The organism is Pseudoalteromonas sp. S16_S37 (assembly GCF_014694405.1).
Taxonomy (GTDB): domain Bacteria; phylum Pseudomonadota; class Gammaproteobacteria; order Enterobacterales; family Alteromonadaceae; genus Pseudoalteromonas.
In genome coordinates, this window is record NZ_JAAUWV010000028.1 from 1 (window position 1) to 21215 (window position 21215).

Annotated in this window: 20 protein-coding genes; 11 read left to right on the forward strand and 9 right to left on the reverse strand. The window is 44.8% G+C overall.

Annotated elements, in window-relative coordinates:
* Window positions 1-125 precede the first annotated feature (125 nt).
* Complete coding sequence (locus HC733_RS12980) at window positions 126-953, reverse strand: hypothetical protein (protein ID WP_190365473.1); 828 nt, start codon at window positions 951-953, stop codon at window positions 126-128.
* A 57-nt stretch (window positions 954-1010) separates the two neighbouring features.
* Here HC733_RS12980 and HC733_RS23170 point away from each other — a divergent pair, with 57 nt between their 5' ends.
* The gene (locus tag HC733_RS23170; RefSeq protein WP_342366017.1) at window positions 1011-1793 is read left to right on the forward strand and encodes an integron integrase; all 783 of its coding nucleotides are present in this window, start codon (window positions 1011-1013) and stop codon (window positions 1791-1793) included.
* A 55-nt stretch (window positions 1794-1848) separates the two neighbouring features.
* Here the strand turns inward: HC733_RS23170 and HC733_RS12990 are convergent, their stop codons facing one another.
* The 7 genes from HC733_RS12990 to HC733_RS13020 all read right to left on the reverse strand — a co-directional run bounded on the left by HC733_RS12990 (window position 1849) and on the right by HC733_RS13020 (window position 9437).
* Window positions 1849-2610, reverse strand: a complete 762-nt coding sequence (locus HC733_RS12990; protein WP_190365474.1) for an SDR family oxidoreductase — start codon at window positions 2608-2610, stop codon at window positions 1849-1851.
* Window positions 2611-2614: 4 nt separating this feature from the next.
* Window positions 2615-3502 (reverse strand): 3-hydroxyisobutyrate dehydrogenase, encoded by an 888-nt coding sequence (mmsB, locus tag HC733_RS12995; RefSeq protein WP_190365475.1) that lies wholly within the window; start codon window positions 3500-3502, stop codon window positions 2615-2617.
* Window positions 3503-3512: 10 nt separating this feature from the next.
* On the reverse strand, window positions 3513-4652 hold the full coding sequence (locus HC733_RS13000; RefSeq protein WP_190365476.1) for an enoyl-CoA hydratase/isomerase family protein: 1140 nt from the start codon (window positions 4650-4652) through the stop codon (window positions 3513-3515).
* Window positions 4652-5428 carry an enoyl-CoA hydratase gene (locus tag HC733_RS13005; RefSeq protein WP_190365477.1) on the reverse strand — a complete coding sequence of 259 codons (777 nt, stop codon included), beginning with the start codon at window positions 5426-5428 and terminating at the stop codon, window positions 4652-4654. The genes HC733_RS13000 and HC733_RS13005 overlap by 1 nt, the downstream gene beginning before the upstream one ends.
* Before the next feature lie 10 nt (window positions 5429-5438).
* Window positions 5439-6596 (reverse strand): acyl-CoA dehydrogenase family protein, encoded by a 1158-nt coding sequence (locus tag HC733_RS13010; protein ID WP_190365478.1) that lies wholly within the window; start codon window positions 6594-6596, stop codon window positions 5439-5441.
* 84 nt (window positions 6597-6680) lie between these two features.
* A complete protein-coding gene (locus tag HC733_RS13015; protein WP_190365479.1) occupies window positions 6681-8171 on the reverse strand; it encodes a CoA-acylating methylmalonate-semialdehyde dehydrogenase in 1491 nt (496 codons plus the stop codon).
* Window positions 8172-8258: 87 nt separating this feature from the next.
* Window positions 8259-9437 carry a thiolase family protein gene (locus HC733_RS13020; protein ID WP_190365480.1) on the reverse strand — a complete coding sequence of 393 codons (1179 nt, stop codon included), beginning with the start codon at window positions 9435-9437 and terminating at the stop codon, window positions 8259-8261.
* 321 nt (window positions 9438-9758) lie between these two features.
* Here HC733_RS13020 and HC733_RS13025 point away from each other — a divergent pair, with 321 nt between their 5' ends.
* The 8 genes from HC733_RS13025 to HC733_RS13060 all read left to right on the forward strand — a co-directional run bounded on the left by HC733_RS13025 (window position 9759) and on the right by HC733_RS13060 (window position 18071).
* Window positions 9759-10154, forward strand: a complete 396-nt coding sequence (locus HC733_RS13025; protein WP_171624144.1) for a MerR family transcriptional regulator — start codon at window positions 9759-9761, stop codon at window positions 10152-10154.
* 20 nt (window positions 10155-10174) lie between these two features.
* Entirely contained in the window at window positions 10175-11350 is a 1176-nt protein-coding gene (locus HC733_RS13030; protein ID WP_190365481.1) for an isovaleryl-CoA dehydrogenase, read from the forward strand.
* 9 nt (window positions 11351-11359) lie between these two features.
* Complete coding sequence (locus HC733_RS13035; RefSeq protein WP_190365482.1) at window positions 11360-12967, forward strand: carboxyl transferase domain-containing protein; 1608 nt, start codon at window positions 11360-11362, stop codon at window positions 12965-12967.
* Window positions 12968-12979: 12 nt separating this feature from the next.
* Complete coding sequence (locus tag HC733_RS13040) at window positions 12980-13762, forward strand: enoyl-CoA hydratase-related protein (protein ID WP_190365483.1); 783 nt, start codon at window positions 12980-12982, stop codon at window positions 13760-13762.
* A gap of 10 nt (window positions 13763-13772) precedes the next feature.
* The gene (locus HC733_RS13045; protein ID WP_190365484.1) at window positions 13773-15725 is read left to right on the forward strand and encodes an acetyl-CoA carboxylase biotin carboxylase subunit; all 1953 of its coding nucleotides are present in this window, start codon (window positions 13773-13775) and stop codon (window positions 15723-15725) included.
* Window position 15726: 1 nt separating this feature from the next.
* Window positions 15727-16629, forward strand: a complete 903-nt coding sequence (locus HC733_RS13050; protein WP_190365485.1) for a hydroxymethylglutaryl-CoA lyase — start codon at window positions 15727-15729, stop codon at window positions 16627-16629.
* A 71-nt stretch (window positions 16630-16700) separates the two neighbouring features.
* Window positions 16701-17399, forward strand: coding sequence for a CoA transferase subunit A (locus HC733_RS13055; RefSeq protein WP_190365486.1), 699 nt, complete (start codon window positions 16701-16703; stop codon window positions 17397-17399).
* A gap of 12 nt (window positions 17400-17411) precedes the next feature.
* Window positions 17412-18071, forward strand: a complete 660-nt coding sequence (locus tag HC733_RS13060) for a CoA transferase subunit B (protein WP_190365487.1) — start codon at window positions 17412-17414, stop codon at window positions 18069-18071.
* Window positions 18072-18149: 78 nt separating this feature from the next.
* Here the strand turns inward: HC733_RS13060 and msrA are convergent, their stop codons facing one another.
* Window positions 18150-19430, reverse strand: coding sequence for a peptide-methionine (S)-S-oxide reductase MsrA (gene msrA / locus HC733_RS13065; protein ID WP_190365488.1), 1281 nt, complete (start codon window positions 19428-19430; stop codon window positions 18150-18152).
* Between the two features lie 205 nt (window positions 19431-19635).
* Between msrA and pxpB the strand changes: the two genes are divergently transcribed.
* Window positions 19636-20292, forward strand: a complete 657-nt coding sequence (gene pxpB / locus HC733_RS13070) for a 5-oxoprolinase subunit PxpB (protein ID WP_190365489.1) — start codon at window positions 19636-19638, stop codon at window positions 20290-20292.
* Complete coding sequence (locus tag HC733_RS13075) at window positions 20286-21209, forward strand: 5-oxoprolinase subunit C family protein (protein ID WP_190365490.1); 924 nt, start codon at window positions 20286-20288, stop codon at window positions 21207-21209. The genes pxpB and HC733_RS13075 overlap by 7 nt, the downstream gene beginning before the upstream one ends.
* The last annotated feature ends 6 nt before the right edge of the window (window positions 21210-21215 follow it).

Below are 21215 nucleotides of genomic sequence, written 5' to 3' on the forward strand. Positions count from 1 at the left end.
TCAGTTTTGACTTGTTCAATGAGTGTATTCATGACTTACCTCCAAGTTATGGGATAACCCCAAGGTAAGTGTGGCTCAAATGTTCAGAAGAGGATCTCCGCGTAGCGGCTTAGTTCAACGCTTGGTTAATTGGCAGACTGCTGCGGAGGTGTTTTTTCAACCGTAGCAGCAGGCTGTCCTATTGAACCACTTGTTATATCTCGTGGTTCACTCTCGGCACTGTTAAGATACTCAAATACATAAGATCCTGTGATTGAGCCTGCAACCCCAAGCAAGAAGGCAAATAAACTTGAAAGAGCTAAAGCCCAAATTGGGTTGCGCTTAACCTTTTCCAGAATGCGAAAGTAAAGGTCTTTACGAATCTTTTTAATATCTTTTTCAGCTGACTCAATGTCGTCATTTGAAACTCGATCTCGCCTAAGCTTTTCTTTGCACTCGCTACAAATGATTGGATTGTGACATGAGGCAATTAAGTCTGATTTAATCCCGTTCATGTCGAAAATACACCCACGCGTTTCATCGTGAGTAAAATCTGTCATTTCATGAAATTCAGGTATCTGATTCTCGTTTCTTTTGTATGCAAAGGTATAGGCATTGAGAAGGCGATAAATGACGTTTTCCAAAGGAATATTAGCACTCTCCAATATTTCTTTGATTTCGTAAAACGTGAAAATTACTTGATTATTGCCTAATCGTCGGGAGTACCAATTGTCTTCCAATGGAACGTTAACGATTGCAATCATAAAGTCTGCGCCATTTAGTTTGGGCATTTGGTTTCGTACTAAATCATCAGAAAATTCCCAGCCAAATCCATCTGAATTGCATCTAAGTTCATGATTATCAATATTTCCAATGACTTCAAATATAGAAGAAGGAAAGTTTTTGATTTTCTTTGGATCAAATCCCAAAGGCAAATGACCGATAGATACTAACTTAATCTTAATTTTGCTCATGAATTCCCTTTAGAGATATAACGTTTTAGTATTTATGCAACACAAACTACGTGTCGCATAAATACTAAAACGGTAAGTGCTGCAACGCAAAACCTTGCGCTATGCGCCATCATATTTTTATATCACTATATCATAAAACGAGAAATTAAAGGTTTAAATTACGCTTCTAGCCAAGTAGAAAAAGCATTGCCTACCGTACTCACGCATGATGAAGCGATACAAATAATTAGTCATTTACATGGCAAATATGCACTCATCGCAAACATGCTATACGGTAGCGGCTTACGTATAAATGAAGCGTTATCATTAAGGGTTAAAGATTTAGACTTTAATCAAGGTACAGTTTTTGTTTTTAGGGGTAAAGGTAAAAAAGACCGCTACACGCTATTACCAAAGACCTTATATCAACCATTACAGTTACAAATTGACGATGTAAAACGTGTACATAAGCGTGACCTAGACGACGGCTTTGGTATGGCATCTTTGCCGCCGTCCCTTGTTAGGAAATATAAACACGCTGTGAAAGATTTTGCGTGGCAATATCTGTTTCCTTCAAGCACACGGTGTGTGCATCCGTATGATAACTATGTGTGCCGACATCACTTACATGAAACAACGTTTCGCAAAGCACTGCGTACAGCTTTATTGAAAACAGATATCTGTAAGCGGGTAAAAGCGCACACTTTTAGGCATTCTTTCGCGACTGAATTGTTGCGAGCAGGCTCAGATATACGCACTGTACAAACGTTGCTTGGCCATGAAGACGTTAAAACTACACAAATTTATACTCACGTCATTGGCGATACCTTTGCCTTCACAAGCAGCCCTATAGACAAATAAAAAAGGCATGTACCAAAAAAGTACATGCCTTTTCAAATAGTCAATTCACGTTTAATTACAAACGAATACCGCCGTCAATTTCCACCACACGACCAGTAAAAAAGTCATTTTCGATGATGTACGTAGCTGTATGCGCAATTTCTTCTGCCTCACCTAAGCGCCCTACCGGCTTCATTTTCACTAAACGCTCTTTGGCTTCTGGCTTCATGGCGTCGGTCATGGTTGTGCGAATAACACCCGGTGCAATGGCACCAACGCGAATACCAAAGCGACCTAGCTCTTTGGCCCAGCTTGTGGTCATGGCAACTACACCCGCTTTTGCCGCTGAGTAATTGGTTTGCCCCATATTACCAGCGCGCGCTACGCTCGACATATTAATGATCACGCCGCCCTCACCTGCTTCAACCATTTTAACCGCCGCTTCACGGCCACATAGGAATACGCCAGTAAGGTTTACGTCAATCACCGATTGAAATTGCGATAACGCCATTTTGTCGATTACTTTGCCTTCTTTGGCTTTGAGTAATAAACCATCACGCAAAATGCCTGCGTTGTTAATTAATACAGCAATATTGCCGCAATCTGCTTGGATGGCATTGAATACAGCTTCTACTTCGCTTTCAACACTCACGTTAGCAATGTAGGTGTGCACTTGCGTGCCTAGTTTACTTAACTGGGCTTTAGCGCTCGCCAATACGTCTTCTTGCATATCTATCAGCGCAAGGTTTGCACCTAACTTTGCCATTTCGGTTGCCATTGCAAAGCCTAAGCCCTGCGCGCCACCGGTGATCACTACGGTTTTATTGTTAATATCCATAGGGTTACTTTTCACTATATAATTTAAAAATCGCGCTAAAGTCTTCTGCGCCTTTGCCTTGGTTTTGCATCAGGTTATACAGGTTTTTAGCTATCGCACCTAATGGCGTTGCAGAGTTGGTTTGCTGCGCAGCTTGCTGAGCAAGGCCTAAGTCTTTAGCCATTAAATCAACCATAAAACCAGGCTTATAACCATTTGAACTAGGTACATTTTCTTGTACATTTGGGCATGGGTTATAAAGTTCTAACGTCCAGTTGCGGCCAGAGCTATTGAGCATGATCTCACTGAGTACTTTAGGATCTAAACCGTGATCAATTCCCATCTGTAGCGCCTCACTAGTACCGGCCATTAAAATACTCAACAGCATGTTGTTACAGATCTTAGCTACTTGCCCAGCCCCAACATTGCCCGCGTGGAAAATGTTCTTACCCATGTCAGTCAAGATACTGTTAGCACGGTTAAAGTCGGCATCTGAGCCGCCTACGATAAAGGTAAGTGTGCCCGCAGCTGCACCGGCAACACCGCCAGATACCGGTGCGTCAACAAAGCTAATGCCTGCTTTTGCAAGTTCGCCGCCCACAAACTGTGCCGACTCCGCATCTATGGTTGAGCAATCAATGACGAGTGTTGATTTTTCTAGATGGTTAATTAAGCCATTTTCACCACAATAAATCATGCGTACATGTTTACCAGCAGGCAGCATGCTCACTACAAATTCTGCGTCTACGCAAACTTGCTCAACGGTGCCAGCTGCTTTTGCACCTTGAATCGTCAATTCGTTCACTGCGCTTTCGTTTAAATCAAAAACCGTAACAATATGGCCCGCTTTAACAAGGTTAGCCGCCATTGGGCCGCCCATATTACCTAGGCCAATAAATCCAATCTTTGCCATGTTTTGCTCCTTACATATCCGCTAATGGGTGAGTTTGATCATCCCATTTAGGCGTTAAAAACGGGGTAATTGCGCTGGCAGTTACCTCACTGACCGAGCTAAATTGCCATTGTGGCGCACCGTCTTTATCAATGAGTAGTGCTCGCACGCCTTCTTGAAATTCACCAGCAATACCTGCTTGCACGCTCATACCCAGCTCAAACATAAAGCATTCTTTTAAGCTCTTACCTTTACCCGCTTTAAGCTGCTCACTGACCAGCACGGCACTCAGTGCCGAGCCATGTTTTAGTGAATTTTGAGCACGATGCAGCCATTTGTTGTCAGCGCTTGGCAGTGCCAAAATGTAGTCAACTTGGGCCTGTAATGAGCTTAATGAGTCAAGTTCATCAAGTTGAGGTTGAATGGCTTTCAGCTCACTTTGCGGCTGCAGTGCTGAGTTTTTCTCAAGTTCTAGCAACACTTGGGTGAGCTTTTCATGGTTTAAGCTGCTTGCTTTATCCCAGTTAATGCCCAATAGTTCGGCCAACAGTTCGCCGTATTTGTCGGCATTCACAAAGTGATCAGCAAGGCCTGTGTAACATGCATCGCTGGCATTAATAGATGCGCCCGTCAGGCCCAAAAATAGCCCAACACCTTGCGGCATTTTATTGAGGAAGTAGCTACCACCTACATCTGGGTATAAACCAATGGTTATTTCAGGCATGGCGATACGGGCAGTTTCGGTTACCACTTTATGGCTCGCGCCAGCCATCAAGCCTAATCCGCCGCCCATAATAATGCCGTTACCCCAAAGCAAGATTGGCTTAGCATAGGTATGAATTTGATAATCTAGGCGATACTCTTCGGCAAAAAAAGTTTCAAGGTAATTGTTGCCGTCGTTTGCTGCCATTGCTTTGTACAAGCTAACGACATCGCCGCCAGCGCAAAATGCTTTTTCACCTTCACCTTTTAACACCACCATAGCCACTCGGTCATCTTTAGCCCAAGCATCTAATTGCGGTGTTAATAAGCGGATCATATCAAGGTTAAGTGCATTCAGTGATTTAGGTACATTTAATGTCGCAAACGCAACCTGCATACCGTTATCACAGTGCGCTAACTCAAATATCACAGGCGCATCAGCTTGGTTGAGTAACTCTAACTTAGCCATTAGCCGTTCACCCAGTTTGGTTTGCGCTTTTCTAAGAAGGCGTTAACCCCCTCTTTTTGATCTTGCGTGTCAAATAAGGTTACAAATAGCTCACGCTCCAGCGGTAGCGCACTGTTAATGGTACCCGTACGGCCTTTTTGGATAAGCGCTTTACACGCAGTAACCGCTACAGGGCTTTGCTCACCTACTTTTTGCGCAAGCGCTATTGCAGCGTTAAGTGCTTCGCCAGTCTCAACCACTTCTTCTACTAAGCCGATTTGCTGAGCTTTATCTGCTTTTAAGCGCTCACCACATAAGATCATGCGCTTCGCCCAGCCTTCACCAACGAGCCAAGACAGGTTTTGCGTACCACCTGCACAAGGAAGTAGGCCTACTTTGGCTTCTGGCAATGCCATTTGTGCTTGCGCTTCAGCAATGCGAATATCGCACGCCAGCGCCACTTCAAGGCCACCGCCCATCGCAAAGCCGTTGATAGCGGCAATCGATACGCCTCTAAAGTCGCTCAATGTTTCAAACGCTTCGCCAAACACGCGCGACATATCCGCCGCTACGCCTTTATCGCCGCTAGCAAATACGTTTAGGTCGGCGCCCGCCGAGAAGAACTTTTCGCCTTCACCTGTGATAACCAACGCGTAAATGTTTTTATCTGCATTTAACTCGTTTACGAGCTCTTTTAAACCCACTAAGGTATCGCGCGTCCACGTGTTAGCAGGTGGATTGCTCATGGTGATAATTGCTGTATTACCTTGTTTTTCAAGTTTTAATTGTGCACTCATGATGTTCTCCTTATAAAACACTTGCCGCGCCTTCGGCTAAAATACGGCGTGCGATGATCACACGCATGATCTCGTTAGTACCTTCTAAAATTTGGTGAACGCGTACGTCACGTACATGACGCTCTAGCGGGTATTCTTTGATATAGCCGTAACCGCCGTGAATTTGCAGTGCATCGTCACATACTTTAAAGCCCACATCGGTTGCAAAGCGTTTTGCCATCGCACAGTAAGTGGTTTTTTCACCATCATTTGTATCCAGCTTAAATGCCGCTAAACGCACCATTTGGCGCGCTGCCACAAGTTCGGTGTTCATATCTGCAATCTTAAACTGCAACGCTTGGAATGCGGCAAGTGGCTTACCAAATTGCTCGCGCTCTTGCATATATTGTTTTGCGGTATTTAACGCTTGCTGCGCCGTACCAATCGAGCAAGTTGCAATATTGATACGACCGCCATCTAAGCCTTGCATGGCAAATTTAAATCCTTCGCCTTCTTGGCCTAATAAGTGGTCAGATGGAATACGTACATTTTCTAGCGTCACTAAGCGTGTAGGTTGAGCGTTCCAACCCATTTTTTCTTCGGCTTTTCCGTATACAACACCAGCGGCATCTGCCGGTACTACAAATGCTGATATACCTTTAGGCCCTGCATCACCGGTGCGCGCCATCACAACCAATACGTCTGTTTCACCGGCACCAGAGATAAACATTTTTGAGCCGTTTAAGACGTATTCATCGCCTTCTTTAACCGCTTTGGTTTTAAGCGATGCAGCATCAGAGCCTGAACCTGGCTCAGTTAAACAATACGAAGCCAGCAATTCACCCATAACGAGTTGGTCAATATACTTTTCTTTTACAGCGTCTGTGCCAAAGCTGGCAATCATCCACGTGGCCATGTTGTGAATGGTCAACATGGCTGTTGTGGCAGTACAGCCCATTGCTAGCTGTTCAAAAATAATACTTGAGTCTAAACGCGATAAACCAAGGCCACCTGCCTCTTCTGGCGTGTATAAACCACAAAAGCCCAGTTCACCGGCTTTTTTAATCACGTCTTTAGGAAAAATATGTTCGCGGTCCCAAAGTGCTGCATTAGGAGCCAGTTCGCTCATTGCAAATTGATACGCAGTTTCGGCGAACGCCTGTTGATCTTCGGTTAGATTAAAGTCCATAAAGACCTCTTGTTGTGTTGATGACTAAGCCAGATAAACTCTGGCTTAGTTAATAATTATTGTAATATTCTTTGAAACGCTGAATTACTTCAGGTTAATACTCATGTTTGGACCAGACGCGATATCGTCTTCAAACCAACGTGAGGTAATGGTTTTAGTTTCTGTATAAAAACGCACACCTTGCTTACCGTAAGTGTGTTGGTCGCCGTAGAATGACCCTTTCCAACCTGTGAATGAGAAAAACGGCAATGGCACAGGAATTGGCACGTTAATACCCACTTGACCCACTTCAATTTCGTGTTGGAACTTACGTGCCGCAGCGCCACTTGACGTAAACAGTGAGGTGCCGTTTCCGTAAGGGCTCGCATTGATAAGGGCAATTGCCTCTTCCAAAGTATCAACAAACATACACGCCAATACCGGACCAAAGATCTCTTCTTTGTATAGGTCCATGTCAGTCGTTACATCTGTAAACAACGTAGGTCCAACCCAGTTGCCTTTTTCATAGCCTTCAACCGTACAATCAGACCCATCTAATAAACAGGTTGCACCTTGCTGCTTAGCACTTTCAATCAATGACAAAATACGTGCTTTAGCTTGCAAAGTTGTTTGTGGCCCGTATGCTGCTTCAGGATCATTCCAAATACCAGGGCGAACTTTAGAAAGTGCTTCTTTTAAGTCATTTACCCATTCTTTAGATTGACCAACAAACACGGCTACCGAAATACCCATACAACGCTGACCAGCAGCGCCCACTGAAGAACCAACTAGGTTATTGATCAATTGCTCTTTTTTAGAGTCTGGCATGATCACCATGTGGTTTTTAGCGCCAACACACGCTTGAACACGTTTAAGATGTTGTGTGCCTTTAGAGTAGATATATTGGCCTACACCACAAGAACCAACAAACGAGATAGCGCGAATTTCAGGCGCTTCTAAAATTTGGTCTACTTGCTCTTTGGTACCATGCACAACTTGTAAAACACCTTTTGGCGCGCCCGCTTCTTCAAATAATTCAACTAAGCGCATTGGCGTCAGAGGGTCTTGCTCAGACGGTTTAAGAATAAAGGTGTTACCGCACACAATCGCCATTGGGAACATCCAAAGTGGGATCATCGCAGGGAAGTTAAACGGTGTAATACCCGCACACACCCCTAATGGTTGCATGTATGAGTAAGTGTCGATTTTACGTGCTACGTTTTCTACCGTTTCACCCATCATCATTGACGGCGCATTGGCAGCTTGCTCAACTACTTCAATACCACGCCAAACATCGCCTTTCGCATCTTCAAAGGTTTTGCCAAGTTCATGGCAGATGATTGTTGCAAGTTCATCGTGGTGCTCTTTTAAAAGTGCAGCATAACGCATCATGATACGCGCACGTTCAGTGACCGGTACTTCTTTCCATGTTTTAAAGGTTTCTTGTGCCGAGTCAATTGCAGCACGCATTTCTTGCTCAGTTGCACAAGGTACTTGCGCAAGTACTTCTTGAGTTGCAGGGTTTACAACATCAATCCATTTATCGGTTGATGATTGTGTGAATTCGCCGTTGATGTATAAAGGTACATGGTGCATAGTGCACTCCTCCCCAGATTATGTGTTATGGCACCAAAGGCTATAATAGTTGTCTTGCCTGTGATTTTGGTGCCCTAAGAATTGTATTTAGACTTCTACTGCTAGAGCCACGGCTTCACCACCACCGATACACAGTGATGCGATACCTTTTGATAAACCACGGTTACGTAACGCGTGAATAAGCGTAACTAAAATACGTGCGCCGCTTGCACCAATTGGGTGACCAAGTGCACATGCACCGCCGTTTACGTTAACTTTGCTGCTGTCTAAGCCCATTTCGTTGATAGCGAGCATAGTCACCATGGCAAACGCTTCGTTGATCTCCCAAAGATCAACCTCATCTTTGCTCCAACCTGTGCGCTCTAGCAAAGTATTCATTGCGCCCACTGGTGCTAGCGTAAACTCTGAAGGTAGTTGTGAATGCGTTGCATGACCTGCAATCTTACAAAGTGGTGTTAAACCGTGACTTTTAGCTGCTGATTCGCTCATTAAAATGAGTGCGGCAGCACCATCTGAAATTGATGATGAGTTAGCCGCAGTTACCGTGCCGTCTTTTTTGAATGCAGGACGTAGGCTAGGAATTTTTTCAGGGCGCGCATTACCTGGTTGCTCGTCGATGCTTACTTCTACATCGCCCTTACGGGTAGACAACGTAACAGGCGTAATTTCGTTAGTGAAGCTGCCATTTTCAATGGCTGCGGTTGCTTTGCTTAGTGAGCCCAAAGCAAATTCGTCCATTTGTTCACGAGTAATGCCGTACTGATCAGCTGTATCTTGCGCAAAACAACCCATTGCTTTGTTGTCATACGCATCTTCTAAACCATCAGCCATCATGTGATCTTTTATCTCACCATGGCCCATACGCATACCACCACGCGCTTTAGGAATGAAATAAGGCGAGTTAGTCATGCTTTCCATACCGCCAGCAATCGCTGTATTGATGCTACCAGCTTTAATCAGATCATGTGCTAACATCGCAGCTTTTAAGCCAGAGCCACACACTTTATTGATTGTGGTTGCGCCGGTTGAGCGCGCAAGACCTGCATGTAACATCGCTTGACGTGCTGGCGCTTGACCTAAGCCTGCTGGTAACACACAGCCCATGATCACTTCGTCAATAGACGCATCAGTGAGACCCGTTTCAGCCATCACGCTTTTAATCGCGCTTGCACCTAAATCCGTTGCGCTCGCGTCAGATAAAGCGCCCATAAAGCCACCCATTGGGGTACGTTTTGCGGCTACGATGACTACAGCATCATTACTCATTTTAAACTCCTATTCACAGATACCCTTAGTTATGGCATCCTGCTTAAACGATTTATTAATTAATTTGAGCATACATAATATTTACGTTTACGCCAACGTAAATCTAAAATCAAGCAAAGTGCGATGTCTGGTTTTGTAAACATTTGTTGCACACTTAGCTTTCCAGATAGCGTTTTTACTCAGTTTGATGGTGATTTTTTGTCATATAAATCACATATAACCCACCTAATACCTAAGTATGATTTTCACGCATAACTTTACCTTTACGTAAACTTCACTTATATTGGACAAATCAGTATTGAAGTCAATGTGTAAATAATCATGCAAGATAACCATAACGAAGAAACCTACTCAATCAGCGAGTTAGCGAAAGAATTTGATATTACAACGCGCAGCATACGCTTTTATGAAGATCAGGGCTTGCTATCTCCCGAACGTCACGGGCAAACCCGTGTTTACTCAAAACGCGACAAAGTGCGTTTAAAACTGATCCTCAGAGGCAAGCGTTTGGGCTTTACATTGGCTGAAACTGGCCGTTTATTTGAGTTGTATGACGCTGATAAATCAAGCGCTAAACAGCTTTCTACCATGTTGCAACTTATCGAAGAGAAAAAAGCCGATTTAAGTCAGCAAATGGACGATATCAAAGTTGTGTTAATGGAGCTGGTGACTGCCGAGCGCCGTTGTCGCGACACGTTAAAGAATTTAGAAGAATAATCTCTCACAGGATAACTATTATGAGTACCGTATCTTTATATAAAGAAATGAATTTTGGTTTAGGCGAAACAGCCGACATGATCCGAGATCATGTAAATGGTTTTGCAACTGCTGAAATCGCCCCTTTGGCTGAAAAAACCGACCATGAGAACAGCTTCCCAAATCAACTATGGCCAAAATTTGGCGACATGGGTTTATTAGGTATCACAGTGCCTGAAGAGTTTGGTGGTGCAGGCATGGGTTATCTTGAGCACGTTGTTGCCATGGAAGAGATCAGCCGCGCCAGTGCGTCAATTGGTTTAAGCTACGGCGCACACTCAAACTTGTGCGTTAACCAAATTAACCGTAACGGTAATGAAGCACAAAAACGCAAATACCTACCTAAATTAATCAGCGGCGAGCACATTGGTGCACTGGCAATGAGTGAACCAAACGCGGGCTCTGACGTGGTATCAATGAAACTTAAAGCTGAGAAAAAAGGCGATAAGTACATTTTAAACGGCAACAAAATGTGGATCACCAATGGTCCAGACGCTGACGTTTTAGTGATTTACGCAAAAACTGACCTAAACGCAGGTTCAAAAGGGATCACCGCATTTTTAGTTGAAAAAGACTTCCCTGGTTTCTCGACAGCTCAAAAGCTAGACAAACTGGGCATGCGTGGTTCGAACACGTGTGAACTAGTATTTGAAGACTGCGAAGTACCAGAAGAAAACATTCTTGGCCAGTTAAATGAAGGCGTAAAAGTACTAATGAGCGGCCTAGACTACGAGCGCGTTGTACTTGCAGCTGGTCCACTGGGCATTATGCAAGCGTGTATGGACATCGTTGTACCTTACATTCACGAGCGTAAGCAATTTAATCAGTCTATCGGTGAGTTCCAACTTATCCAAGGCAAAATTGCCGACATGTACACTCAGATGAATGCCGCTCGCTCATACGTTTATACGGTTGCTAAAGCTTGTGACCGCGGTGAAACTACCCGTAAAGACGCCGCTGGTGCCATTTTATACGCTGCAGAACTGGCAACCAAAATGGCATTAGATGCCATTCAAATTTTAGGTGGCAACGGTTATATCAATGAATATGCCACTGGCCGTTTATTACGTGATGCCAAACTATATGAAATCGGCGCGGGCACTTCAGAAATTCGCCGCATGCTAATTGGACGAGAGCTTTTCACCGAAAGCCGCTAAGGATAAAACATGACTGTACTTAACTCTTCAGTTAACCCTCACGACAGTCAGTTTAAAGCAAACAGCGAAGCCATGGCTTCGCTGGTTGCTGATTTAAACGACAAAGTCGCTACGTTATCTCAAGGTGGGGGTGAAGAACTCATCGCCCGTCATCAAAGCCGCGGTAAATTATTTGTTCGTGACCGCATTAATACCCTACTCGACGAAGGCTCACCTTTTTTAGAGATCTCACAATTTGCCGCCTTTGGTGTATATGAGCAAGATATTCCTTGTGCAGGCGTGGTAGCAGGTATTGGCCGTGTGCAAGGCATTGAATGCATGATTGTCGGTAACGACGCCACGGTTAAAGGCGGAACATACTTTCCTCTGACTGTGAAAAAACACCTTCGTGCCCAAGAAATTGCCGAGCGATGCCATTTACCTTGTATCTACTTGGTTGACTCAGGCGGTGCTAACTTACCAGAGCAAGATGAAGTGTTTCCTGATAAGTTACACTTTGGTCGCATCTTTTATAACCAAGCGCGTATGTCAGCCAAAGGTATCCCACAAATTGCCGTGGTGATGGGTTTATGTACCGCAGGTGGTGCGTATGTACCTGCAATGGCGGATGAAAGTATCATCGTAAAAGAGCAAGGGACTATTTTCTTAGCGGGTCCACCGCTGGTTAAAGCGGCAACGGGTGAAGAAGTAAGCGCCGAAGACTTAGGTGGAGCAGATGTACACTGTAAAATCTCTGGTGTTGCTGATCATTATGCTGAAAATGACGAACATGCGCTGTCAATCGCCAGGCAGTGTATTGCCCGTATTAACCATCAGCGCCCTACTCGCCCTATTTTAAAAGACGTCAAACCACCTCGTTACGATATTCGCGAAGTATACGGCATTGTTGGCACAGATCTTAAAAAGCCATTTGACGTGCGTGAAGTCATCGCCCGTATTGTAGATGATTCACAATTTGATGAATTCAAACGTTACTTTGGTGAAACACTGGTTACTGGCTTTGCTGAAATCTATGGCCACCCAGTTGGGATTGTGGCGAACAACGGTATTTTATTCTCTGAATCTGCGCAAAAAGGCGCACACTTTATCCAACTTTGCGCACAACGTGATATTCCACTGCTGTTTTTACAAAACATCACCGGCTTTATGGTTGGTCAGAAGTACGAAGCTGAAGGTATCGCCAAGCACGGTGCGAAGATGGTAACTGCTGTGTCATGTGCTGACGTGCCTAAGTTTACAGTATTGATCGGTGGCTCATATGGTGCTGGTAACTACGGTATGTGTGGTCGTGCGTATGAACCAACCATGATGTGGATGTGGCCGAATGCCCGTATCTCTGTAATGGGCGGTGAGCAAGCAGCAGGCGTACTCACACAAGTTCGCCAAGACGGTTTAGCGCGCAAGGGCCAGAGCATGAGCGACGACGAAGTTGCAACGTTCAAAAAGCCAATCATTGAACAGTACGAGAAACAAGGTCACCCTTATTACGCCAGTGCACGCCTGTGGGATGATGGCATTATTGACCCAGCAGATACCCGTACAGTTTTAGGTCTTGCGCTTGAAGCGGCTGCTAATGCACCTCGCAAAGAGTCAAAATTTGGCATCTTCAGAATGTAATAGGAGCAGACTATGTCGGTCACTTTAACGATAACAAAAACAAAAGTGGCGATTTTAGAGTTAAGTCGCCCAGAAAAACATAATGCGTTCGACGATGCGGTGATAGCAGAGCTTATCCAGTGTATAGAGCATGCTAATAGTCTTGAGATCCGTGCCCTTGTGCTCAAAACTCAAGGTAAGCACTTTTCAGCGGGTGCAGATCTTGGTTGGATGAAATCAATGGCCAACAACAACTACGATGAAAATGTTGCCGACTCATCCAAGCTTGCCAAGTTAATGTCTGTACTTGCAACGTCACCTCACCCAACTCTTTGTTTGGTACAAGGTGCGGCGTTTGGTGGAGCTTTAGGCCTTATTGCATGTTGCGATATTGCCGTTGCCACACCGGATGCAAAGTTTTGCTTAAGTGAAGTAAAGCTAGGTCTTATCCCAGCTGTAATTAGCCCTTATGTGATAAAAGCAATTGGCGAGCGCCAAGCCCGTCGTTACTTTTTAACAGCCGAAGTATTTAAAGCTGAACAAGCGCTCTCTTTGGGCTTAATCCATGAGATCAGCGACGACTTAGAAAAAAGCCAGCAGTATTTCATCGATACGCTATTAAATAATGGCCCTGCTGCGGTGCAATCTGCCAAGTTGCTCATTAACGAAGTAGCAAATAAAGCAATAGATGAGCCGTTGATAGCACATACAGCCAAACGTATTGCTGAAATTAGAGTAAGCCCAGAGGGGCAAGAAGGCTTAACTGCCTTTTTTGAAAAGCGTGCGCCAAGTTGGCAAAACGCGGCAAAACAGTAAGGGATAAATCATGTTGAAAAAGATCCTCATTGCAAACCGTGGCGAAATCGCCTGCCGCGTTACGAAAACAGCTAAGCGACTGGGTTTAAAAACCGTAGCGGTATACTCAGATGCCGACGCCAATGCATTGCATGTGCAGCTGGCAGACGAGGCCTATCATATTGGTCCTGCTCCCAGCAAAGACTCCTACTTAGTAGCAGATAAAATACTAGAAGTTGCCAAGTTATCTGGCGCCGACTGCGTACACCCAGGCTATGGCTTTTTATCTGAAAACGACACGTTTGCCGCAGCTTGCGAAAATGCAGGTATCGCATTTATTGGACCACTGGCAAGCTCCATTGAAGCCATGGGTTCAAAAACCCGTGCTAAAGAAATTATGGCCGAAGCCAGTGTGCCATTGGTACCGGGCTACTATGGTCAAAACCAAGATAGCGACTTTTTAGCTGCAGAAGCAGAAAAAATCGGCTACCCGGTGCTTATCAAAGCCGCGTTTGGCGGCGGCGGTAAAGGTATGCGCGTGGTTCGCGAAAGCAAAGAGTTTATGGCCGCATTAGAGGGTGCAAAACGTGAAGCACTTGCAGGGTTTGGTAACGACCTAGTACTGCTAGAGCGCTATGTTGACACTCCACGTCACGTTGAAGTACAAGTATTTGCCGACAATCACGGTAACTGCGTGTATTTGGGCGATAGAGACTGTTCACTGCAACGTCGCCACCAAAAAGTAATTGAAGAAGCCCCTGCCCCCGGCTTATCTGATTTTCTTCGCAAAGAAATGGGCGAAGCCGCGGTGCGCTGCGCCAAAGCGATTAACTATCGCGGCGCCGGTACGGTCGAGTTTTTATTATGTGGCGAAGAGTTCTTCTTTATGGAGATGAACACGCGCCTGCAAGTAGAACACCCAGTTACAGAAATGGTTACCAGCTTAGACTTGGTTGAGTGGCAGATTCGTGTTGCCAACAATCAGCCGTTACCGTTGACTCAAGAAGACATCGAGTTAAAGGGTCATAGCTTTGAGGCGCGTATTTACGCCGAAGACCCTCGTGAAAACTTTATGCCGTTCTCGGGGGAGCTGACACACTTGTCATTCCCACAACAAAGCGAAGGCGTGCGCGTTGATACTGGCGTGCAAACAGGTGCTGAGATCAGCTCGTTTTACGACCCAATGATTGCCAAACTCATTGTACATGGGCCAGACCGCGAAACCGCGTTACTAAAATTGCATCATGCATTAGAAGAAGTGCATCTTGCTGGTGTAAAAAGCAATATCGCATTTTTACATCATTTATCAGGTCATCCGACTTTTGTGGCCGGCGCCCCCGATACACACTTTATTGATAGTCAAACTGACACGCTTACTCAGCAACCAGAGCCTCTATCGCAAATGATTTTACTAGCCGTCGCAGCATTTATTAAACATGCTATACCTAGTAAAAATAACACGCCTTGGCAAAATGCATTGGGCTTTAGATTAAATCAAAGTGCAAAAGTAAGCGTGCCATTTTTTGATGGACCTGTAGAGGCCACTTTAAACAACGAGTTGATAAGCGTTGAACACGAAGGTAAAGCAATTAATATCAGCGCATCACTGCAGCAAACTCAGCTTAATGCCGTCATTGATGGTAAGAAGTACCACGCGAATGTACTAGTTGAAGATGATTCAATCACCGTGATGTATCAAGCACATGCACATACCTTTGAGCTGAAATCTAAGCATTACATTAGTGAGCATGAGCATGAAGCCGCACCGCTGGCAGCCCCGCTCAACGGGACTGTAGTGAAACACCTACAACCGCTTAACAGCCAAGTAAGCAAAGGTGATGCGGTGGTAATCATTGAAGCGATGAAAATGGAATATACCTTGAATGCACCGTTTGACGGCACATTAACAAGTTACTGCTTTGAAGAAGGTGCGCTGGTTAGCCACGGCGATATGCTGGCAATTGTAGAGCCATTGGAGGCATAACATGGCATATCCTACGAGTGTTCGAATTGTCGAAGTGGGTGCCCGTGACGGCTTACAAAATGAAGCTAGTGTAACAACTGAGCAAAAAATCAACCTGATCAATGCACTTTGTGACGCAGGCCTTAAGGATATCGAAGCTGGTGCCTTTGTATCTCCCAAATGGGTGCCACAAATGGCAGACTCCAGCGACGTTATCAAAGGGTTAGGTATTCACCCAGGTGTGACTTTTAGTGCTTTAACCCCTAATTTGAAAGGCGCCGAAGCGGCGCTTGAAGTGGGCATTAAAGAGTTTGCAATTTTTACTGCAGCCAGCGAAGCGTTTACACAAAAAAACATCAATTGTTCGATTGATGAAAGTATCGAACGATTCAAACCCGTTGTTGAGCTTGCTAAACAGCACGGTGTAAAAGTACGTGGTTATATCAGTTGCGTGCTTGGCTGCCCTTATCAAGGAGAGGTCAAACCAGAGGTTGTGCTTGATGTGTGTAAACAATTGTTGGCTATGGGTTGCTACGAAGTGAGCCTTGGCGACACCATAGGTGTTGGCACACCAAATAACGTACAGTCGTTACTTACCCTACTGCTCGAACACATCAGCGCTGATAAGCTAGCGGTGCATTTTCATGATACCTATGGACAAGCTTTAGCTAACATTAGTAAGGCACTGGAAATGGGCATTTCGACCGTAGATAGCGCAGTCGCCGGACTAGGTGGTTGTCCCTATGCTAAGGGCGCGTCAGGAAATGTTGCCACAGAGGATGTTGTTTACTTACTACAAGGGCTTGGCATTGACCCCCAAATTGATTTAGAAAGACTAGCCAAAGCTGGCTGGGCAATTTGTGAGGCGCTGAATAAGCCCCCAGTGAGCAAAGTCTCTTTGGCTTTAAAAGCGAAGTGCGATTAGAAACAAACATAATTTTTATGCATTATAGTTTGATGCATATTGAACAATAAACAATCTTTAGGAGTGGGCTAATGGCCGGTTTCGATAAAGTAGTAACAAGCTATGCGCAAGCAATGGATGGATTAAAAGATGGCGACACCATCATCGCTGGCGGCTTCGGATTGTGTGGTATTCCAGAGGGCTTGATCAACGAAATTAAGCGTAAAAAAACCAAAGAACTAACCGTAGTATCAAATAACTGTGGTGTTGACGATTTTGGTCTTGGCATCTTGCTACACGATCGTCAAATTAAAAAAATCATTGCGTCTTACGTTGGTGAAAATGCTTTATTTGAACAACAGTTACTAGATGGCATCATTGATGTTGAACTAACACCACAAGGCACACTTGCTGAAAAGATGCGTGCTGGTGGTGCTGGCATTCCTGCATTTTACACAGCAACGGGCTACGGCACACCAGTGGCTGAAGGTAAAGAAGTCAAAGAGTTTGATGGCCGCCCTTATATTTTAGAAGAGTCAATCACTGGCGAGTTCGCTATCGTTAAAGCATGGAAAGCAGACCGCTACGGTAACCTTGTGTTTCGCCACACAGCAATGAACTTCAACCCTATGGCTGCAACCGCTGGTAAAATTACGGTTGCTGAAGTTGAAGAAATTGTTGAACCTGGTGAATTAGAGCCAAGCCAAATTCATACCCCAGGTATTTACGTTAACCGCGTTATCAAGGGCAACTTTGAAAAGCGCATTGAGCGTGTTACTACGCGTAAATAAGGAGAATTAATAATGGCTTTATCACGTGAACAAGTAGCAATGCGCGTAGCTCAAGAGCTACAAGACGGTTTTTACGTTAATTTAGGAATTGGTATTCCGACCCTCGTAGCAAACTATGTACCTGAGGGTATTGAAGTAATGCTGCAATCAGAAAACGGCTTATTAGGTATGGGTCCGTACCCAACTGAAGACCAAGTTGACGCAGATATGATCAACGCGGGTAAAGAAACCGTGACAGCTGCCAAAGGTGCTGCAATATTTAATAGTGCAGATAGTTTTGCCATGATCAGGGGTGGTCATGTAGACTTGACGGTTCTAGGTGCATTCGAAGTTGATCAACAAGGCAATATTGCCTCTTGGATGATCCCGAAAAAATTAATCAAAGGCATGGGCGGTGCGATGGACTTGGTTGCCGGCGCGCAGAACATTATTGTGACTATGACCCATGCTAGTAAACACGGCGATTCAAAACTGTTAGAAGCATGTACTTTGCCACTAACGGGTGTGAATTGTGTCAAAAAGATCGTAACTGACCTTGCTGTGTTAGAAGTTAAAGACGGCGCATTTCATTTGCTAGAACGCGCGCCGGGTGTTAGTGTTGATGAAATTATAAGCAAAACAGCAGGTAAGCTAATCGTCGAAGGCGATATCCCTGAAATGCAGTTTGCCTAACACCATGTACCGACCTCATTCCCAGTGCCAATGGCGCTGAGTTACCCAAAACCCCTCTCACGAGGGGTTTTTTTTATCTCATAACTTACCTTTTGCCACAAACTCCAATACCGTCGCGTTAATACAATATCTGTCAGTTCCCCTCGGCCCTTCTTTTGCGAACACATGACCTAAATGAATACCACTGGATTTTGAACGGATCTCAGTACGGCGCATGCCATAGCTGTTGTCTTCATGATAGGTAACGCTGCCCTTTACTGGGTGTTTAAATGACAACCAACCAGTACCGGAATTAAATCTGTCTTTGGTATCAAACAAGGGAGCACCACTGAGTTTATCTATGAATATTCCCTCGCCACTATTTTTAAACAAGTCATATTGTTTACAAAATGGCGCATCTGTTTTGCTATTAAAAGCCACTTTGTACGCTTCACTATCGCCTAATTTGAACGCGCCTAAGGCACGATAAAAGCCGTCTTTGTTTATCAAGCCTTGATGACCATAAACCTCTTTACCTTGCTCTATGAACAAAATTGTAGGGGTCGCCCAAGTTGGTGTAGTTAGAGCCAGCTCTTGAAGTTGATTCGCATATCTAAAATGCAAGGGGATGCTGCCTTGATAATCATTCAGTACGGTTTTTTTAAGCTTTTCGCAATAAGGGCAATAGCTTTGCGAATCAATGACAACAATATGTTTACCAGTCAAAAGTCCTTTATTGCTTGGTTGTTTATCATGTTTTTCTTTGAACACAACACCTGTGGAGTGGTCTGGGCAATAGCCATTGGGATTCTTTGCTAAATAATTTTGGTGATATTCTTCGGCGGGATAAAAGCTATCTAAAGGCATTATTTGCGTTTGAATTTCACCGTAACCAGCCTCGTCTAACAGCGCCTGATATTGTGCTGTTAGATTTACTGCAACGGCCTGTTGTTCAGGCTCTGAGTATAAAATGATGGAACGATACTGAGTGCCAATGTCATTACCTTGACGGTTTTTTTGCGTCGGATCATGGCTCTCAAAATAACGCATCAGCAGCTGTTCGGTGCTAAGCATATTGGCGTTGTAAGTGACTTTAACAACCTCAGCATAATTATTTTCGTCAAAGCGTCTTTTTGCATGTGTTATGGCGCTATAACTTGCTTTAAAGCCACTACCATCGGCATAGCCTGACTGTGCATCAAGTACGCCTGCCATCGCCTCGTAACGTTTTTCTGCGCCCCAAAAGCAACCAGAACCAAGCACCAGCGTTTTAATATGAGAGCTTGCTTGAGAAGGTACCTTTGCTGGCTGCTGGGCTAGCACCCATCCTCCAATTAAGGTCAAAGCAACCAATAAAGCGTAACCAATTCGTTTTAACATACCTATTACCACATTTTGTTTCACTGTACTTACCTAGACCATTTCACGTGGTAATTTATTTCACATAGCTTCTTCAGCTCTCTAGTTAAAACCCAATAATCCGACCTTATGAACAGAAGATAAGGTATGACTTTTTTATAACACTTGCATCTCTCCCCCATCTGTTGGCTATACTAAGGTCAAGATAATAAAAAAGAAAACAAGTATGTTAGAAGCGCACAGTTACTTATTAGGTGAAAATGCGTTAGTGGTTGCCCTACACACTGACAAACCCTCGCCGAGCGAACAACGTCGTTTATTTGCTTTAACAGTCAGCCTACAGCACAGCAATGCATTTTTAGACATTGTGCCAGCCAAAGCCTCTGTTACTGCCTATTTAGCAGATCCTAGTCAGTACCAATACTGGCTCAAAAAAGCGATGTTGTTGTGGCAAGAAAGTGAAGAAGTGGCCTTTAACGTAAAAACCCACCACATTGAGGCAATTTATGGTGGTGAGCACGGTCCCGACTTAATCGATGTTGCGCAGCGGCTAAACTTAAGTGCCAAACAAGTTGTGCTGCAGCACAGCGAAAGTACCTATCAGGTTGAGTTTCTGGGCTTTCTGCCAGGTTTTGCTTACTTGGGCACGCTACCTAAAGCACTTCAGTTACCGCGAAAATCAACACCTCGCAAGCAGGTTCCTAAAGGGTCTGTAGCGATTGCAGAAGATTTAAGTGCGATATATCCAAGCAGTTCTCCCGGTGGCTGGCATTTGCTCGCACACTGTGCGCACACTTTGTTTGACCCAACAGCCAACCCTCCAAGCTTGTTTGCGCCTGGAGACAAGGTCATTTTTGTACCGAGTAAGGAAGGAATATGCTGAAGGTAATAAAACAAGGTGTAATGGCAAGCATTCAAGACATAGGTCGATTTGGCTACCGGCATTACGGGGTATGCAGAAGCGGAGCATTAGACCCATTTGCAGTGTGTTTAGCAAATATGCTGCTTGATAACCCACCTCACCATGCGGTCATTGAAATAACCATAGGCTTGGCAGAATTTGAATTCACTCAACCGTGTAATTTTGCGTTAACTGGTGGCTGCTTAAACGCCAAGCTTGCAGGTCGTTCGGTTTATCCGGGATGGCGCTACTATGCTCACGCTGGTGATCGGCTCACTTTTGCGACCAGTGCAATCGCGCAGCGCGCTTACTTTGCCGTGCAAGGTAGTTTTGCTCTAGAGCCAACCCTTTCATCATGTTCTACTGATTTACAAGCGGGCTTTGGTGGACACCAAGGGCGAGCACTGCAATCAGGCGATTGCCTCAACTACGAGCCGTCACCATCCGCGTTAAAACCTCTGGGTGTAAAACAGCCAGAATACAAAAAACAGGTACGAGTACTTAAAGGACCCCACTGTGATAAGCTGCCAGCTGGGTCATTCGAACAACTTGTAAATGGGCCCTGGACAATAAGCGAAGCGAGCAACAGAATGGGCAGCAGGCTCAACAGCAAAGCTTTGTTAAGCCATGATGTAAGTATTGCTACACAAGCTGTGCATCCAGGGGTTATCCAAATACCACCCAGCGGGGAGCCCATTGTTTTATTAAACGATTGTCAAACAACTGGGGGCTACCCAATTGTTGCAACCGTTATCGATGCTGACTTGCGCATGTTCAGTCAACTTAGCGCTAATCAGCAATGTAATTTTGTGGAATGTGATCTAATTCAGGCACGTAAAGCCAGCGATAAACTCAGCGCCCACCTAGCGCAGTTTCGTTTGGCCAAAAATAATAACTAGAGTAAT

Bases quoted from the DNA above. Each gene is read 5' to 3' on its own strand.
- HC733_RS12980 (WP_190365473.1), bottom strand. From the start codon at position 953: ATGAGCAAAATTAAGATTAAGTTAGTATCTATCGGTCATTTGCCTTTG.
- HC733_RS12990 (WP_190365474.1), bottom strand. From the start codon at position 2,610: ATGGATATTAACAATAAAACCGTAGTGATCACCGGTGGCGCGCAGGGC.
- mmsB (WP_190365475.1), bottom strand. From the start codon at position 3,502: ATGGCAAAGATTGGATTTATTGGCCTAGGTAATATGGGCGGCCCAATG.
- HC733_RS13000 (WP_190365476.1), bottom strand. From the start codon at position 4,652: ATGGCTAAGTTAGAGTTACTCAACCAAGCTGATGCGCCTGTGATATTT.
- HC733_RS13005 (WP_190365477.1), bottom strand. From the start codon at position 5,428: ATGAGTGCACAATTAAAACTTGAAAAACAAGGTAATACAGCAATTATC.
- HC733_RS13010 (WP_190365478.1), bottom strand. From the start codon at position 6,596: ATGGACTTTAATCTAACCGAAGATCAACAGGCGTTCGCCGAAACTGCG.
- HC733_RS13015 (WP_190365479.1), bottom strand. From the start codon at position 8,171: ATGCACCATGTACCTTTATACATCAACGGCGAATTCACACAATCATCA.
- HC733_RS13020 (WP_190365480.1), bottom strand. From the start codon at position 9,437: ATGAGTAATGATGCTGTAGTCATCGTAGCCGCAAAACGTACCCCAATG.
- HC733_RS13025 (WP_171624144.1), top strand. From the start codon at position 9,759: ATGCAAGATAACCATAACGAAGAAACCTACTCAATCAGCGAGTTAGCG.
- HC733_RS13030 (WP_190365481.1), top strand. From the start codon at position 10,175: ATGAGTACCGTATCTTTATATAAAGAAATGAATTTTGGTTTAGGCGAA.
- HC733_RS13035 (WP_190365482.1), top strand. From the start codon at position 11,360: ATGACTGTACTTAACTCTTCAGTTAACCCTCACGACAGTCAGTTTAAA.
- HC733_RS13040 (WP_190365483.1), top strand. From the start codon at position 12,980: ATGTCGGTCACTTTAACGATAACAAAAACAAAAGTGGCGATTTTAGAG.
- HC733_RS13045 (WP_190365484.1), top strand. From the start codon at position 13,773: ATGTTGAAAAAGATCCTCATTGCAAACCGTGGCGAAATCGCCTGCCGC.
- HC733_RS13050 (WP_190365485.1), top strand. From the start codon at position 15,727: ATGGCATATCCTACGAGTGTTCGAATTGTCGAAGTGGGTGCCCGTGAC.
- HC733_RS13055 (WP_190365486.1), top strand. From the start codon at position 16,701: ATGGCCGGTTTCGATAAAGTAGTAACAAGCTATGCGCAAGCAATGGAT.
- HC733_RS13060 (WP_190365487.1), top strand. From the start codon at position 17,412: ATGGCTTTATCACGTGAACAAGTAGCAATGCGCGTAGCTCAAGAGCTA.
- msrA (WP_190365488.1), bottom strand. From the start codon at position 19,430: ATGTTAAAACGAATTGGTTACGCTTTATTGGTTGCTTTGACCTTAATT.
- pxpB (WP_190365489.1), top strand. From the start codon at position 19,636: ATGTTAGAAGCGCACAGTTACTTATTAGGTGAAAATGCGTTAGTGGTT.
- HC733_RS13075 (WP_190365490.1), top strand. From the start codon at position 20,286: ATGCTGAAGGTAATAAAACAAGGTGTAATGGCAAGCATTCAAGACATA.